17 protein-coding genes are annotated in these 15,858 nt (G+C 57.8%); 12 read left to right on the forward strand and 5 right to left on the reverse strand.

Annotated elements, in window-relative coordinates; all coding sequences use genetic code 11:
* Positions 1–171 precede the first annotated feature (171 nt).
* The 3 genes from WFK59_RS15360 (at position 172) to WFK59_RS15370 (ending at position 3,213) form a co-directional block, all read left to right on the forward strand.
* Positions 172–606: a DUF2946 domain-containing protein gene (locus WFK59_RS15360; RefSeq protein WP_336756253.1), complete on the forward strand. Its 435-nt coding sequence runs from the start codon at positions 172–174 to the stop codon at positions 604–606.
* Between the two features lie 64 nt (positions 607–670).
* A complete protein-coding gene (locus tag WFK59_RS15365) occupies positions 671–2,401 on the forward strand; it encodes a DUF2534 family protein (RefSeq protein WP_336756254.1) in 1,731 nt (576 codons plus the stop codon).
* A gap of 134 nt (positions 2,402–2,535) precedes the next feature.
* A complete protein-coding gene (locus tag WFK59_RS15370) occupies positions 2,536–3,213 on the forward strand; it encodes a pirin family protein (RefSeq protein WP_233988588.1) in 678 nt (225 codons plus the stop codon).
* Between the two features lie 52 nt (positions 3,214–3,265).
* On the opposite strand, the gene WFK59_RS15375 is transcribed toward WFK59_RS15370, so the two are convergent.
* Positions 3,266–3,493: a hypothetical protein gene (locus WFK59_RS15375; RefSeq protein ID WP_336756256.1), complete on the reverse strand. Its 228-nt coding sequence runs from the start codon at positions 3,491–3,493 to the stop codon at positions 3,266–3,268.
* 169 nt (positions 3,494–3,662) lie between these two features.
* On the opposite strand from WFK59_RS15375, the gene WFK59_RS15380 reads away from it, so the two are divergent.
* The 6 genes from WFK59_RS15380 (at position 3,663) to crtB (ending at position 10,172) form a co-directional block, all read left to right on the forward strand.
* Positions 3,663–4,193 (forward strand): YtfJ family protein, encoded by a 531-nt coding sequence (locus tag WFK59_RS15380; protein ID WP_233988586.1) that lies wholly within the window; start codon positions 3,663–3,665, stop codon positions 4,191–4,193.
* 220 nt (positions 4,194–4,413) lie between these two features.
* Positions 4,414–5,322 (forward strand): polyprenyl synthetase family protein, encoded by a 909-nt coding sequence (locus WFK59_RS15385; protein ID WP_233988585.1) that lies wholly within the window; start codon positions 4,414–4,416, stop codon positions 5,320–5,322.
* 9 nt (positions 5,323–5,331) lie between these two features.
* Positions 5,332–6,624, forward strand: coding sequence for a glycosyltransferase (locus WFK59_RS15390; RefSeq protein ID WP_336756259.1), 1,293 nt, complete (start codon positions 5,332–5,334; stop codon positions 6,622–6,624).
* On the forward strand, positions 6,611–7,771 hold the full coding sequence (gene crtY, locus WFK59_RS15395; RefSeq protein ID WP_336756260.1) for a lycopene beta-cyclase CrtY: 1,161 nt from the start codon (positions 6,611–6,613) through the stop codon (positions 7,769–7,771). Before WFK59_RS15390 ends, crtY begins: the two co-directional genes overlap by 14 nt.
* Positions 7,768–9,246 (forward strand): phytoene desaturase, encoded by a 1,479-nt coding sequence (locus tag WFK59_RS15400; protein WP_336756262.1) that lies wholly within the window; start codon positions 7,768–7,770, stop codon positions 9,244–9,246. The genes crtY and WFK59_RS15400 overlap by 4 nt, the downstream gene beginning before the upstream one ends.
* A complete protein-coding gene (gene crtB / locus WFK59_RS15405; protein WP_233988581.1) occupies positions 9,243–10,172 on the forward strand; it encodes a 15-cis-phytoene synthase CrtB in 930 nt (309 codons plus the stop codon). The genes WFK59_RS15400 and crtB overlap by 4 nt, the downstream gene beginning before the upstream one ends.
* On the opposite strand, the gene WFK59_RS15410 is transcribed toward crtB, so the two are convergent.
* The 3 genes from WFK59_RS15410 to WFK59_RS15420 form a co-directional block, all read right to left on the reverse strand.
* Positions 10,111–10,638, reverse strand: coding sequence for a sterol desaturase family protein (locus tag WFK59_RS15410; RefSeq protein WP_233988580.1), 528 nt, complete (start codon positions 10,636–10,638; stop codon positions 10,111–10,113). The genes crtB and WFK59_RS15410 overlap by 62 nt on opposite strands.
* A gap of 109 nt (positions 10,639–10,747) precedes the next feature.
* Entirely contained in the window at positions 10,748–11,764 is a 1,017-nt protein-coding gene (gene ahr, locus WFK59_RS15415) for an NADPH-dependent aldehyde reductase Ahr (RefSeq protein WP_336756263.1), read from the reverse strand.
* A gap of 164 nt (positions 11,765–11,928) precedes the next feature.
* Positions 11,929–12,198, reverse strand: coding sequence for a hypothetical protein (locus WFK59_RS15420; RefSeq protein ID WP_233988578.1), 270 nt, complete (start codon positions 12,196–12,198; stop codon positions 11,929–11,931).
* Between the two features lie 576 nt (positions 12,199–12,774).
* Here WFK59_RS15420 and WFK59_RS15425 point away from each other — a divergent pair.
* The 3 genes from WFK59_RS15425 to WFK59_RS15435 are packed head-to-tail and all read left to right on the forward strand — an operon-like array spanning position 12,775 to position 14,864.
* Positions 12,775–13,656 (forward strand): extracellular solute-binding protein, encoded by an 882-nt coding sequence (locus WFK59_RS15425; protein ID WP_442956317.1) that lies wholly within the window; start codon positions 12,775–12,777, stop codon positions 13,654–13,656.
* The gene (locus WFK59_RS15430) at positions 13,653–14,435 is read left to right on the forward strand and encodes a molybdate ABC transporter permease subunit (protein ID WP_336756265.1); all 783 of its coding nucleotides are present in this window, start codon (positions 13,653–13,655) and stop codon (positions 14,433–14,435) included. Before WFK59_RS15425 ends, WFK59_RS15430 begins: the two co-directional genes overlap by 4 nt.
* A 15-nt stretch (positions 14,436–14,450) precedes the next feature.
* The gene (locus WFK59_RS15435) at positions 14,451–14,864 is read left to right on the forward strand and encodes an ASCH domain-containing protein (protein WP_233988575.1); all 414 of its coding nucleotides are present in this window, start codon (positions 14,451–14,453) and stop codon (positions 14,862–14,864) included.
* A gap of 20 nt (positions 14,865–14,884) precedes the next feature.
* Here WFK59_RS15435 and WFK59_RS15440 read toward each other — a convergent pair whose 3' ends face one another.
* Positions 14,885–15,853, reverse strand: coding sequence for a HesA/MoeB/ThiF family protein (locus tag WFK59_RS15440; RefSeq protein WP_336756267.1), 969 nt, complete (start codon positions 15,851–15,853; stop codon positions 14,885–14,887).
* Positions 15,854–15,858 lie beyond the last annotated feature (5 nt).

Genomic DNA, 15,858 nt, shown 5'->3' on the forward strand with positions numbered 1-15,858 from the left:
TAGTCTTATGTATTTCATGAGTAACGAACAGGTTAAATGACAGCGGAATTAAAGTGAATATGTTCAAACTGTGCGAATTTTTTCAGGATTATCGCCACTTTATTTAACCCTTTTACCCCCTTCGCGTTACACTGCCGCCCTCAATGGTGACCCCTGACCCTGATGTAAATCATGCATAGAACTGCCTTCAGACAACGACTCACTGCCGGTATTGCGATCCTGGCCGTGCTGCTGTTGTTTGTTGCGCCGATGGTCTCCAAAAATCTGGCAGAGCATCACGCCAGCCAGCAGCGTCTGTCCGCCATCAGTGACGAGATGCCGATGATGCATCATCACAGCGACAGGACGATGATGGCGCAGCACAGCGACATGTCGATGCCAGGTCACGACATGATGATGGAGCCGGGTTTCGCCTGTGGCTACTGTGATTTACTGATTCATGTCCCGCTGATGCTGTGGGTGTTTACCCCGCTTATCTGGTGGATGTGTCTGATCTGGCGGACACCGCCGCCGCCCGCAATCAATCCACCGCGGCGGCGACGTTTTCTGCGTACCCATCGTCCCCGTGCGCCTCCGTTGCCGACGCTGAACCTCACTGTTTTTTGACCCCGACTTCTTACGCGTTATGGCGTCAGAAGCTCTGTTCTGTCTTTTGAAAAGTGTGGAATCTATGTCCTCTTCTCAGGAAATAACACCTGCACCGCACGGCACGGTGTTGAATCTGTTTCGCCGCCTGCATTTCTATATTGGCCTGTTCATTGCGCCCTTCATTTTTGTCGCCGCGCTGACCGGCACGCTTTACGTTCTGACGCCGCAGCTTGAGCAGGCGATCTACCATGACGCCTTAACCACGGATGCGCAGGGCGTGGCAAAACCGCTGTCGGCGCAGATCGCCGCTGCCCGCCAGCGCGCAGGTGAAAACGCCCGCATTTACGCCGTTCGTCCGGCCCCCGGTCCGCAGGATACCACCCGGGTGCAGTTCACCGGCCGCGACCTCGGCCCGTCGGAATCCCGCTCGCTGTTTATCGATCCCTACACGCTGCAGGTTAAGGGTGATATGACGGTGTATGGCACCAGCGGTGTATTGCCGCTGCGGATGTGGCTCGATCAGCTACATCGCGGGTTACTGCTGGGCGACGCAGGCCGTAACTACAGCGAACTCGCTGCCTCCTGGCTGTGGGTCGCGGCACTTGGGGGGATCGTGCTGTGGCTGGGAACCCGGCCCCGACGTGCCGCCAGAAAACCGCGTCGCGGTTTCGCCGCGACCCGTCACTGGCACGTTACGCTGGGCCTGGTGCTGGCGATCGGGCTGGTGTTCTTCTCTGTCACCGGGCTGACCTGGTCACAGTGGGCCGGCAGCAATATTGAAAAAATGCGTAGCGATCTGGGCTGGATGACGCCGCAGGTTACCACCGCGCTGAACGGTGACACGCCTGCTGCGGCCGCCGATCCCCATGCTGACCACCGCGGAAATAGTGAAGGCATGACAATGGCCAATATGGCGATGCCGGCCAGAAAAGCCGCGCCCGTGATGCCAAATCAGCCGGATGCCAACTGGGATCGCGCACTGGACGCCGCGCGTGACGCCGGTCTGCACGCCAGCAAGCTGGAGTTACGTCAGCCGAAAAAAGCTGATCAGGCGTGGACCATCTCTGAGATTGATCGCAGCTGGCCGAGCCAGGTCGATGCGGTCTCGATCAATCCCAACGATTTCAGCCTGGTCGATCGGGTGGAGTTTGCTCACTTCCCGCTGGTGGCAAAACTGACCCGCTGGGGCGTGGATGCGCACATGGGCGTGCTGTTTGGCCTGCCCAACCAGCTGATTCTGGCACTGTTCGGTTTCGGACTCTGTGCGATGATCGTGCTGGGCTACCGTATGTGGTGGATGCGTCGTCCGGCCGTGCCGCAGATTAGCCCGTCGCAGACGCTGCTGTCAGCCTGGCTGGCGCTGCCGCGCTACGTTCAGGGTGCCAGCCTGATTCTGGTACTGGCACTGGGCTACGCGCTGCCGCTGATGGGGATCAGCCTGCTGATTATGGTGCTGATCGATATCCAGCGCTGGCGTCGTGCGCAGCGCGCAACGGAACAGCGCGTCGATACTGCGCCGGATAAGCAGTCACCGCTGGCGATTATTCAGGCGCGCTTCGCCAATAAACGCAAAGAGATGCGCTATTTTCTGCGCAGCGTGACGGTACTGGCGCTGATTGTCATAACCGTGATGGCGAACGCGATGATCGGCGGTGTCATCGATCAGTATCAGATCCCGTTCAGCAGCTGGTCACTGACCATGTACATCACCCAGGCGATGATGATCCTGCTTTACTCCACGGTTTTCACCGGTCTGTTATCGATTCCGCTGTGGTATTTCTTCCTGGGCGAAAGCGACGAACAAGGCAAATAAAACCGGTTGCCCGTCTCAACGGCGGGCAATCCGTTATTCAAATTAACTGACGAGGCCCGGCAAATCTGCCGGCTTCTCATTCCCTGCGTAACCGCTATCATCATTGTTATCGACCCCTTATAAAAGAGCCCATCATGAACATCGTGCGTGCTAATCCTGAACAACTGTTTGAGTACGGACCTTTTACCGTACGCCGCCAGCGCCCCGGCGAGGCGTTAAGCCCACTGGTCAGCGTTGACCTGATGACGCTGAAACTCGATGCCCGTATTCCGATGCAGCTGCATCGCGATGAAGAGGTCTTTACCTATCTGTGGCGTGGATCGATGCGCCATCAGGACAGTAACGGTGAAAGCACCTCGCTCTCTGCAAAGCGGGTGATGCTGGTCAACGCCGGTGATGGCGTACAGTATGAAGAGTCGGTTCCGCTGTATGAGGCGGAACTGTTGCAGGCGGTGATCCGACCGGCTGAGCGCGGCGGCGAAGGCATGACCCAGGTGCTGGAGCGCGATCAGGGTATTATGGCCAACGGCTGGACCGAACTGGCAGGGCCGGAAACCTCTGACGCCCCGCTGGAGCTGCGGCAGGATGCGTACATCTACGACGCGCTGCTGGAGCGTGGTCATACGCTTGAGGTGCCGTCGCTGCCGGGTTTTGTCGCTTACATGACGGTGCTGGAGGGCGTGATTCGGATCGGTGAGGAGCGGCTGTCTCGCGGTGACGCCGTCAGTGGCGTTGATGACGCGCTGGAAATTGTTGGTGACCGTGACGCCAACCTGATCTGCTTTCTGGTTAAACCTGACAGCGTGGTATAACCCTGCGCGGGAATCGTTCCCGCGCTAATAACCTATGGTTCTGATCGCGGCGTTACTGCGGCCGTTGCTGCTGCATCGCCTGAACCCGCCTGAATATATGGTTGAACTGCCGCACATCGTCGCGCAGCCAGTGACGCTGAGTCAGCGGCGCATCATCCATCGCCTGGGGCAGCGGCACGCCGGCCAGCGATCCACGGCAACAAAACGCACGCGCCAGCGTCGGTGTTTCGATGCCAATATAACGGGCAAATTCAGGTAATGTCATTAATGCTGTACTCATCTCTCACCTCCTGAACGGATTACCAGCCTGCATTTTCGGTCCATTTCTTAAATGCTTTTATTGATCTGAAACAGAGATGTGTTACTAATCATCTGCCTGTTACTGAAATTGCCCGCAGCCGACCGCCAAACCACCAAGAAGTGAGGATACCGTGCGCCGTTATGGATTGATGAGTCTGCTATTTGTTTCAGCATTAAGTTGCGCACATACTCTGGTTCCCGGTCAGCCGGTTCCCCCGGTTTACATTGCCGATAAAGGCGAGATGGTCATCGAGCATGACGAGATTAATTACCAGCGCTGGAATAGCCAGACCCTGACCGGTAAAGTCAGGTTAATTATTCATGTTGCGGGTCGCCTGTCGGCCAAAGAGCAGAGCGCAGGATTAATCGAGGCGATCCAGCAGGCGAATTTGCCGCGTCAGGGTTTCCAGACCACCACCATTGTAAATACCGACGATGCCCTGCCCGGCAGCGGTCTGTTTGTGGTTCGCAGCATCGCCTCAAGCAAGAAAGCCGCGCCGTGGCAGCAGTTTATTATTGATAACAGCGGCGTGACAGCCCACAGCTGGCAGCTCAAACCGGGCAACGCGGCGGTCGCGGTGATTGATCGTCAGGGCAGAGTTCGCTTCGCTAAAGATGGTGCATTAAGCGCTGAAGAGGTCGCCGGGATAATCAGCGAGCTGCGTCGTTTACTCGGCTAATCCGGCGTCTGTGCCAGGTGAAAATTCAGGTAAAGAAACGCTGAATGCTGCTGAATTTCCCAACTTTTTCGCGATCCTCAACTACTATTGTTTGAATGGATTTACCCGCCGTTCTTTGAAAACCTGCCAACTATGCTATGGCAGCCGGGGACGATTATTAAAGATGGCATCGAATCATTTCGACCTGCTGTGAATTCCTCTGTAGATAAGGACAGCCTTAATGACGGTCTGCGCAGAAAAACACGTCAATTCCACACACAGCGATGCAGCAAATCTGTTGAACGATATTGAGCAACGGCTCGACGCCTTGTTGCCGGTTGAAGGTGAACGTGATTTTGTTGGTGCGGCAATGCGCGAAGGCGCGCTGGCACCGGGTAAACGTATTCGTCCGATGCTGCTGCTGCTGGCGGCACGCGATCTCGGCTGTAAAGCCAGTCCGACCGGCCTGCTGGATCTCGCCTGTGCGGTTGAGATGGTCCACGCCGCTTCGCTTATTCTGGATGATATGCCCTGTATGGATGACGCGCTGATGCGGCGCGGACGTCCTACCATTCATTGCCAGTATGGTGAGCATGTGGCGATTCTGGCGGCGGTCGCGCTGCTGAGCAAAGCCTTTGGTGTGATTGCGACGGCGGAAAGCCTGTCGGCCAGCGCCCGAACGCAGGCGGTCAGCGAACTCTCCCATGCAATCGGGATGCAGGGGCTGGTGCAGGGCCAGTTTAAAGACCTGTCCGAAGGGGATAAACCACGCAGCGCTGACGCCATTCTGATGACCAATCACTTTAAAACCAGCACCCTGTTTTGTGCCTCGATGCAGATGGCCTCCATTGCCGCCGGTGCGTCAGATGACGTGCGCGAGCAGCTTCATCGCTTTTCACTCAATCTCGGGCAGGCCTTTCAGCTGCTGGATGATTTAACCGATGGCATGGGTGATACCGGTAAAGATATCAATCAGGACGCGGGCAAATCAACGCTGGTCAATCTGCTGGGTGCTCAGGCGGTGGAAAATCGCCTGCGAGACCATCTGCGTTGCGCCAGCGAACATCTTCTGCTGGCCTGCCATGACGGTTACGCCACACAACATTTCATTCAGGCCTGGTTTGAGAAAAAACTCGCTGCCGTCAGTTAAGGATGCTGCATGAGCCACTTTGCGGTGATTGCGCCGCCTTTCTTCAGCCACGTCCGGGCGCTTCAGCATCTCAGCCAGGCCTTGATTGCACGCGGTCATCGCGTGACGTTTATCCAGCAAACTGACGTCAGGGCATTACTCAACGACAGTGATATCGGTTTTTTCCCGCTGGGACTAGCCAGCCATCCGGCCGGCAGCCTGGCGCATACGCTGCAACTGGCGGCGCATCCGCTGGGTCCGTCAATGCTGAAACTGATCAACGAAATGGCCCGTACCAGCGATATGTTGTGTCGTGAACTGCCGATGGTGCTCAACACGCTGGCGGTGGATGGGGTGATTGTTGATCAGATGGAACCGGCCGGCGCGCTGGCGGCGGAAGCGCTGGATCTGCCCTATGTGTCGGTGGCCTGCGCCCTGCCGCTTAACCGTGAAGCCGATTTTCCGCTGGCGGTGATGCCGTTTGACTATGGCACCAGCGATGCGGCGCGCGAGCGTTATCGTACCAGTGAAAAAATTTATGACTGGCTGATGCGGCGTCACGATCGGGTCATCGCCCGCAATGCCCATGCGCTGGGATTAGCGCCGCGGGAAAAACTGCATCACTGTTTTTCACCGCTGGCCCAGATCAGCCAGCTGGTTCCGGAATTTGATTTTCCGCGCCAGGCGCTGCCAGACCATTTTCACGCGGTCGGTCCACTGCGCGCCATTAAGCCGCCGTCATCACCTGCGCCACGCTACTTTCCACACGGCGATAAGCCGCGCATTTTTGCCTCGCTCGGCACGCTGCAGGGACACCGTTACGGCTTATTCAAAACTGTCGTCCGCGCCTGTCAGGAGCTGGATGCCCAGCTGCTGCTGGCGCACTGTGGTCGCCTGACACCGTTTCAGGCCGAGAAGCTGGCGCGTAGCAGCCAGACGCAGGTGGTCGATTTCGCCGACCAGGCTGCCGCCTTATCCCAGGCGGATCTGGCGATTACCCACGGCGGCATGAATACCGTGCTGGACGCCATCAATCATCTGACGCCGCTGCTGGCGATTCCGCTGGCTTTTGATCAGCCTGGCGTTGCCGCACGCATCGTTTATCACGGCGTGGGCCGGCGCGTTTCCCGTTTCGCCACCAGCCACGCTATGGCCCGGCAACTGCAGGCGCTGCTTGATGACGACAGCTACCGGCAACAGATGAGCCGGATGCGTCACGCCGTTACCACGGCGGGCGGCACCGCGCTGGCAGCAGACATTGTCGAACAGGCGATGCTGACCCGCAGACCCGTTTTGAGCCGGAGGGATTATGCCGTCGTATGATCTGATTCTGGTCGGCGGCGGGCTGGCGAATGGCTTAATCGCGTTACGCCTGCGCCAGCAACATCCGTCACTGCGTATTCTGCTGATTGAGGCTGAGAGCCAGCCCGGTGCTAATCATACCTGGTCGTTTCACGCCGAGGATCTCAGCGAAACCCAGCACCGCTGGATCGCCCCGCTGGTGGTTCATCACTGGCCGGGCTATCAGGTGCGTTTTCCCCAGCGCCACCGCAGCCTCAACAGCGGTTATTTTTGCGTGACCGCCGAGCGCTTCGCGGAGGTGATGCGCGATCGTTTTCAACAGCATCTGTTGCTGAACACCGCGGTTGAAAGCGTGGCGTCACGCTCGGTAACCCTGGCCGATGGCCGTGTGCTGGAGGCCAGCGCCGTGATTGATGGCCGGGGTTATCAGCCGGATGCGGCGTTACGCATGGGATTTCAGGCGTTTGTCGGGCAGGAGTGGCAACTGAGCCAGCCGCACGGTCTCACCACGCCGATCATTATGGATGCAACGGTCGATCAACAGGCAGGTTACCGCTTTGTCTATAGCCTGCCCTTCTCAGCCGATACCCTGCTGATTGAAGATACCCACTATATTGATGACGCCACGCTGAGCGCCGATCGCGCGCGGCAAAATATTCGCGACTATGCTGCTCGTCAGGGCTGGCAGTTAACGCGGCTGCTGCGTGAAGAACAGGGTGCGCTGCCGATTACCCTGACCGGCGACATTGACACCTTCTGGCAGACCCGCGATCTGCCGTGCAGCGGATTGCGCGCCGGGCTGTTTCATCCCACCACCGGTTACTCCCTGCCGCTGGCGGTGGCGCTGGCCGATCGGCTGGCGCAGATGACCACCTTTAACCCGGATACGCTGCACGCCACTATTCAACACTTCGCCAGCCAGGCCTGGCAGCAACAGCGCTTCTTTCGCATGCTGAACCGGATGCTGTTTCTGGCCGGTCCGGCTGACCAGCGCTGGCAGGTGATGCAACGTTTTTACGGCCTGCCGGAAGGCCTGATCGCCCGTTTTTATGCGGGAAAACTCACTTTGCCTGATCGGCTGCGCATTTTAAGCGGCAAGCCACCGGTTCCCGTACTGGCGGCGTTACAGGCTGTTATGACTCCTCACCGTCAACAGGCGATGCAATGAAAAGAACCACAGTTATTGGCGCAGGCTTTGGTGGCCTGGCGCTGGCGATCCGCCTTCAGGCTGCAGGCATCCCGACCCGACTGCTGGAGCAGCGCGATAAGCCAGGCGGTCGGGCCTATGTTTATCAGGATCAGGGCTATACCTTCGACGCTGGCCCGACGGTCATTACCGATCCCAGCGCCATCGAAGAGCTGTTCACGCTGGCCGGTAAGCAGCTTTCCGATTATGTCGAACTGCTGCCGGTGAAACCGTTTTATCGCCTGTGCTGGGAGTCTGGCAAGGTCTTCAGCTACGACAATGACCAGCCAGCGCTGGAGGCACAGATTGCCGCTTTCAATCCGCGTGACGTTGAAGGCTATCGCCGCTTCCTCGCCTATTCGCGCGCGGTGTTTGCCGAGGGTTATCTGAAGCTCGGCACCGTGCCGTTTTTATCCTTCCGCGATATGCTGCGCGCCGCGCCACAGCTGGCTAAATTGCAGGCATGGCGCAGTGTTTACAGCAAGGTTGCGAGCTACATCGAAGATGAGCATCTGCGCCAGGCGTTCTCTTTTCACTCGCTGCTGGTGGGTGGAAATCCGTTTGCCACCTCGTCGATTTATACCCTGATCCATGCGCTGGAGCGTGAATGGGGCGTCTGGTTCCCGCGCGGTGGTACCGGTGCGCTGGTACAGGGCATGGTGAAGCTGTTTGAAGATCTGGGTGGGGAAGTGGAGCTGAATGCCAAAGTCGCCCGACTGGAAACCGCCGGAGATAAGATCACTGCGGTTCACCTTCAGGACGGGCGGGTATTGCCGACCACCGCTGTGGCTTCCAATGCCGACGTGGTCCATACCTACCGCGATCTGCTGAGTCAGCACCCGGCATCGGTCGCGCAGGGAGAAACCCTGCAGGGCAAACGAATGAGTAACTCGCTGTTTGTGCTCTACTTTGGCCTGAATCATCATCACGATCAGCTCGCGCACCACACCGTTTGCTTTGGGCCGCGCTATCGCGAATTAATCGATGAAATTTTCAATCGCGATGGTCTGGCTGAGGACTTTTCACTTTACCTGCATGCGCCGTGCGTCACCGATCCGTCGCTTGCCCCGCCGGGCTGCGGCAGTTACTACGTGCTGGCGCCGGTGCCGCATCTCGGCACCGCCGATCTCGACTGGGCCGTCGAAGGCCCGAAACTGCGCGACCGTATCTTTGACTATCTTGAGCAGCACTACATGCCAGGCCTGCGCAGCCAGCTGGTGACGCATCGGATGTTCACGCCGTTTGATTTCCGCGATGAGCTGAATGCGTATCAGGGCTCCGCCTTCTCGGTGGAGCCGATCCTGACTCAGAGTGCCTGGTTCCGGCCGCACAACCGCGATAAGCATATCAACAATCTCTATCTGGTTGGCGCAGGTACCCATCCTGGCGCGGGCATTCCCGGCGTGATTGGATCGGCGAAAGCGACAGCGGGATTAATGCTGGAGGATCTGGCTTGAATAATGCGTCATTACTCGATCATGCCGTTGAAACCATGGAGGTGGGATCGAAAAGTTTTGCCACCGCCTCGAAGTTGTTTGATGCCAAAACCCGGCGCAGCGTGTTGATGCTTTATGCGTGGTGCCGCCACTGTGATGACGTGATTGACGATCAGGTACTGGGTTTCAGCAACGATACCCCTTCGCTGCAATCACCTGAACAGCGGCTGGCGCAGCTGGAGATGAAAACGCGCCAGGCTTACGCCGGCTCGCAGATGCATGAACCGGCCTTTGCCGCGTTTCAGGAAGTCGCGATGGCGCACGATATCCTGCCTGCTTATGCCTTTGATCATCTGGCCGGTTTTGCGATGGACGTGCGCGGTGCGCGTTATCAGACGCTGGATGATACCCTGCGCTACTGCTATCACGTAGCGGGCGTGGTGGGTCTGATGATGGCGCAGATCATGGGCGTGCGCGATAAGCCAACGCTCGATCGTGCCTGCGATTTAGGCCTGGCCTTTCAGCTGACCAATATTGCGCGCGACATTGTCGACGATGCGCAAGCGGGCCGCTGCTATCTGCCAGCGGCGTGGCTGGCTGAAGAAGGATTAACCACAGAAAACCTGGCCGCGCCTGAACATCGTCAGGCATTGAGCCGGATTGCGCGGCGGCTGGTGCAGCACGCGGAACCCTATTATCACTCCGCCACCGCAGGTTTAGCCGGCTTACCGTTGCGCTCGGCATGGGCGATCGCCACGGCAAAGCAGGTGTACCGTAAGATTGGGATGAAGGTCGATGAGGCGGGTCAGCAGGCGTGGGATCAGCGCCAGTCCACCAGCACACCCGAGAAACTGGCGCTGCTGGTGGCGGCTTCAGGCCAGGCGATTACTTCCCGGCTGGCGCGTCATGCTCCTCGTCCGGCACATCTCTGGCAGCGCCCGCTTTAGCGCCGTGACGTTCCCGTAGCGTCGCCTGCAGCTTTGACAGCGGCGGAGCGTACAGGAAGCCAAACGACACACAGCCCTCTTTACCGCGCACTGCGTGATGCATCCGGTGCGCCATATAGAGACGGCGGAAATAGCCGCGACGCGGAATATAGCGAAACGGCCAGCGCTGATGCACCAGCCCGTCATGCACCATAAAATAGAGCAGGCCATACACCGTCATGCCCGCGCCGATCCACTGCAGCGGCCAGACGCCGATGCTGCCGAGATAAATCAGCAGAATCGCCAGCCCGGCGAACAACACCGCGTACATATCGTTGAGTTCAAACCAGCCTTTGTGCGGTTCGTGATGTGAAAGATGCCAGCCCCAACCCCAGCCATGCATGATATATCTGTGTGCCAGCGCAGCCGTTATCTCCATGCCAATAACGGTGGCCAGAACAATCAGGGCATTCCAAATCCACAACATAGTTTCTCCCGAACATGCATCCTGCAAAGTGGCGTAAAGGTCAATTTTAACAGAGTTCAGGAAAAACAGCGGCGCCTGAACGAAGCAGCCGCAAACTCAGGCGTCAGAATTAAAAATCCGCCTTCAGTACGATGCGATAATGGGCTTTCCCGGCACGCAGATGATCGAGCGCCTGATTGATTTGCGACATCGGAAAATACTCCACTACCGGCGCGATATCGGCGCGGGTCGCCAGTTTTAACAGCGCCCGGAGCTGAACCGGCGATCCGGTAGAAGAACCGCTCAGGCTGCGATCGCCGACAATCAGGTTAAAGGCGGGCACACTGAACGGCGTCATCACCGCACCCAGCGTATGAAATTTTCCATGCGGCGCCAGGGCGGTAAAATAGGGCTGCCAGTCAAGATCGACCGCAACGGTGTTAATGATTAAATCAAACTGCCCCGCCAGCTCAGTCAGCGCCTGAGGATCGCGGCTGTCGACCACCTGATTTGCCCCCAGCGCCAGCACTGACGGCGTCTTTTCGCTTGTCGAGCTGAATGCGGTAACCTCGGCCCCCAGCGCGCGCAGAATTTTGATCGCCATGTGACCCAGGCCGCCGATACCAATGACCCCGACATGACTAAGGGCTGTGATGTTGTGCATCAGCAACGGTTTAAACACCGTCATGCCGCCACATAACAGCGGGCCTGCGCTGGCAGCATCCAGCGCCTCAGGTAGCGGGATCACCCATTGCCAGTCCGCCCGCAGTCGTTCGGCAAATCCGCCATGATTATTGATGGTGGAGACTTTTCCCCGCCGACAGTTAACCTGATCGCCGCTCAGGCAGGCATCGCAATAGTGGCAACTCTTCGCCGTCCAGCCGATGCCGACGCGCTGACCAATATGCAGCCCTTTTTGCTGCGCACCGTCGCCCAATACCACGATGCGGCCAATCACCTCATGTCCCGCCACCAGCGGATAGGTCGATCCACCCCAGGCATTATCAATCATTGAGAGATCGGAGTGACAGATGCCGCAGTATTCTACCGCGACCTCAACCTCTTCTGACTGCAGCGGTCCGGGCTGGTATTCATAGGGCTGTAGCGCTTCGCCGGGATGAAGAGCGGCATAACTTTTGATACTCATTCTCTTTCCTCAATCAACGGATGAATGCATCGCCGGGGGATAACGTGGGCAACTCAAGGGTCAGCTTAGCAACAGACAGCCGTCATAAGCTGCTGTTAATGTGCAGCTTTCATCGGTTAAATGCGGAATTTTTCTGCCGCACAGCGGATGCTGCGCGAGAGCGGTCAGAGCGGGTCGTGATTGAGGGGAGTGCGGAAAGCATGACGCGCCGCGGACATCAGCTGGCTGGCCGTCACGGTGGCCGGTAATCGCATCAGAATTTTGCTCGCCTGCCAGTAACACAACACCAGCATCTCATCTTCTTCCTTTTCAGCCAGTTCGCGCAGCCTCGCCCGCAGAGACAAGACGTTAATCGACTGATGTTCATCCAGCATGTCAGAGATGGTCTGATTAATGATGTGGTGAAGAGTTTTCCAGGAGAGATCTGTCTGCAAAATTAACCTCTTTTAACGCTATTTGGCTCCGGGCAAAGGTATAGCGGAATGTATCGCAGCATCGGGTCTGCAAGTTAATGGCTCTGAAGTCTGGTGATAACTATAGCTGCTTCTTAACGCTTGCGCCGGGCCAGGCCGTCAGAATTCCAAAAGCCGATGAGTTTAAATCTTTTTGTCGCGCGTTGTCTCGTTTTACGCCGCCAGTTCGGTTCAAACGGCGATTTTTTTAACAGTTTTTCTGCGCGCGTAACTGAATGATGTGGCTGACTTTTTAGCTGGTTCCTGTGCTGTGATGACGGGTTCGCGACCGATCGCTGCCTGTTTGTGCATCGGGCGAAAAATTCAGTGCTTTCTGACAACCATTCAGGTGTTCATATCTCACTAATACAAGTTGGCGGCATGATCCGATCAACCTGCCTTTTCCTGGCTGAAATTCAGACCACCCGACGCCGGGCTATATTTCGCAATAATTTCCCGCTTGCCTGTCGTTGTTTCAGTTCCGATAATCGCTATCTACTTTTTTATATAACGAGAAACGACATGGCTTTTTTACGATATTCGGCGCTTTTACTGGGAATGGGTTTAACCGCTTCGGCGCTTGCCGGTAACGATATTCACGTTACCTATGCGGGCTCAATGGGCAAGGTGATGGATGAAGGTCTTGGGCCCTCCTTCGCCCGTCAGCAGAACAGCCATTATCAGGGTCAGGGACAGGGCGCTTACGGAATGGCACGCCTGCTGGCCAGTAAGAAACTGACCGCCGATGTGTTTGTTTCGATTACGCCGGGTCCGATGCGCATTCTGAAACAGGCCGGACTGATCGATAACGCGGTTCCGGTTGCCAGCACCAGCATGGTGATTGCCTATAACCCGAAAGGAAAATATGCCCAACAGTTTGCTGCGTTAAACGGCAACGATAGCCGCTGGCTGGATCTGCTGGCGACGCCGGGACTAAAATTTGGCCGCACCGATCCGGTCAACGATCCTAAAGGTCAGAATATTGTTTTTACTCTGCTGCTGGCAGAGAAGTTTTACCAGAAGCCGGGTATGGCAGAGAAGATTATGGGCGGGGTGCAAAATCCGGCGCAGGTTAACCTTGAAGGCGGCTTGCTGACGCGGCTGGAAAGCGGTCAGGTGGATGCGGCAGCGGGTTATGAAAGTGAAGTGCGTTCAGCGCACCTGCCTTATCTGTCCCTGCCGGACGCCATCAATCTCAGCAATCCGGCCGAGGCGAAACAGTGGTACGACACCGTGAGTTTCACGCTGAAAGACAGTCAGGGCCATGACAAAACGCTGCATACCCAACCGCTGGTCTATTACGCAGCAGTGCTGAAAAACGCACCACACGGCGAACAGACCGGTCAGGCTTTTATCGACTTTATGCGCAGCCCACAGGGTCAGCAGCTGTTTCAGCAATATGGTTACGCCGCCGCCAAAGGTGATGCGATCTGGCCATGAGACGACCGCCGGCCACTGCACTGTGGCTCTCTCTGCCCGCCTTGCTGATGCTGGCCGTCCCGTTTGTCACGTTGATCGGCCTGACTCACTGGACTCACTTCCGGCTGGCGTGGGGTGACAACAACGCCATTGCCACCTCGCTGGTTCTCGGTGCCGTTTCCCTGATGCTGGTGATCCTCAGTGGCCTGCCGCTGGCCTGGTGGCTGGCGCAGGCGCGCGGTAAACCCCGGCTGGTGGCTGAATTGCTGGTGCTGATCCCGCTGCTGACGCCACCGCTGGCGATGGGCATCTTACTGGTCAGCGCCTGGGGACCTTACAGCCCGGCCGGTTCACTGCTGGCGCGGGCCGGTATTGCGCTGACCAACAATCCTGCCGCCTTTGTGCTGGCACAGTGGTACGGCGCCCTGCCCTATTTTGTGATGGCGGCACGCGCCGCCTTTGCCGACGTGCCGGTGGTGATTCTGGAGGCAGGCCGGACGCTGGGCGCCTCGCCGTGGCAACGCTTCTGGCGGTTATCCTTACCGCTGGCATCGTCAGGCTTAGCCACCGCAGTGGCGCTGGCCTGGGTTCGGGCAATGGGGGAATTTGGTATCGTGATGATTTTTGCCTATTTTCCGCAGGGGATGCCGGTTAAGCTGTACAACAATTTGCAGAATGATGGTGTGGACGCGGTTTATGTCCTGCTGTGGTTACTGCTGCTGTTTACCCTACCGGTCCCGCTGGCCTGCTTCGCGCTTACCCGTCGTAATGCGCAGAACCGTCGCCAGATGCTGCCCTGAATCGAGGATTTCCTGATGGCAATGACGCTGGAACAACTGCAAGACAAATATCCGGATGCAAATGCGGCATCGCTCGGCGACTCACCTGAACTCGCCAGCCAGCTGGCGACGCTGGTGATTGCCGGAAAAAAAGTTGCCAGCTGTGGTTCACTGCACAGCTGGCAGGATGATGAAGACAAACCTGAACCGGGCCGTCACAGCATTATCCTCAATGGTGAACAGCGGCCGGTCTGCGTGATCCGCACTACCGGTCTGTTCCTGACCCGCTTTGACCGCGTCACGCCTGAGATGGCGATGCTGGAAGGCGAAGGCGATCTCAGTCTGGAATACTGGCAACAGGAGCATCAACGCTTTTTCCAGCGGGAAGGCTATTTCCATCCCGAGATGGAACTGGTGTTTGAAACCTTCCAGCTGGTTGAAGTGATCTGATTCACTTCGGCTGATTTGCGCTACAGGCTGTTGGCGGCCATCAGTGCCAGGCGCGGGAAACCGCGTGCCTGTAACAGCTCCGCCGCCTGTGCCGCACGCATCCCGCTGGCGCACACCAGCACGATGCGTTGATCCGCGGGCGGCTGCCAGTCCGCTATCTGCTGCGGCAGGATTCGCTGCACCTTCTCTGCCACGCTGACCGGCGCTTCCTCCCGGCTGCGCAATTCAACAATACAGTCCCCGTCGGTCAGCATCGGCAGATCGATAAAAGGTATGCCAGGCAATGCCGGTTCCGGCGCATCATCAAAGCGAAACTGCCGCAGATGCCAGTTGATAAAATCACAGTGGATCATGCAACCCAGCGGAGAGGGCGTCAGCTTCAGCAACAGGCTCAGCGCCATCTGCGCCTGCAAAGCGCCCAGCGTCGCCACCGCCGGTCCCATCACGCCCGCCGTGTTGCAGTTACCTGCCGTGGTGGGCAGTTGCGGAAACAGCGCACGATAGCCGGGCGCACCGCCGCAGAAACCGCCGACGTACCCTTTGCGACCCAGTACCGACGCACAGACCAGCGGCAGGCTTCGCAGCAGACAGGCATCCGACAGCTGATAGGTAATCGCGAAGTTATCAGCCGCATCAATAACCAGATCGATCGCGTCGAGCGCCTCTGGCAGCAGGCTGGCCGTTAACACCTGCGCCCGCGCGTCTACCTCACAGTCAGGATTGCGCTGAATCAGCGCCCGCCGGGCGGCTGACACTTTTGGCTCACCGATATCCGCCATGCCGAACAGCGTCTGGCGATGAAGATTATGCAGCTCAACCCGATCGCCATCGTAAAGACGGATAAACCCCACGCCCGCACCAGCCAGCAACGGCAGCACGGTTGAACCGAGTCCGCCTGCGCCGACTACCAGCACCCGTGCCGCGCGTAAGCGCTGCTGCCCCGTTTCGCCGATTTCCGGCAACATGGTTTGTCGCTGATAACGATCCATCACGG

The sequence above is a fragment of the Pantoea sp. USHLN298 genome (assembly GCF_037149395.1).
GTDB classification, from domain to species: Bacteria; Pseudomonadota; Gammaproteobacteria; order Enterobacterales; family Enterobacteriaceae; genus Pantoea; species Pantoea astica.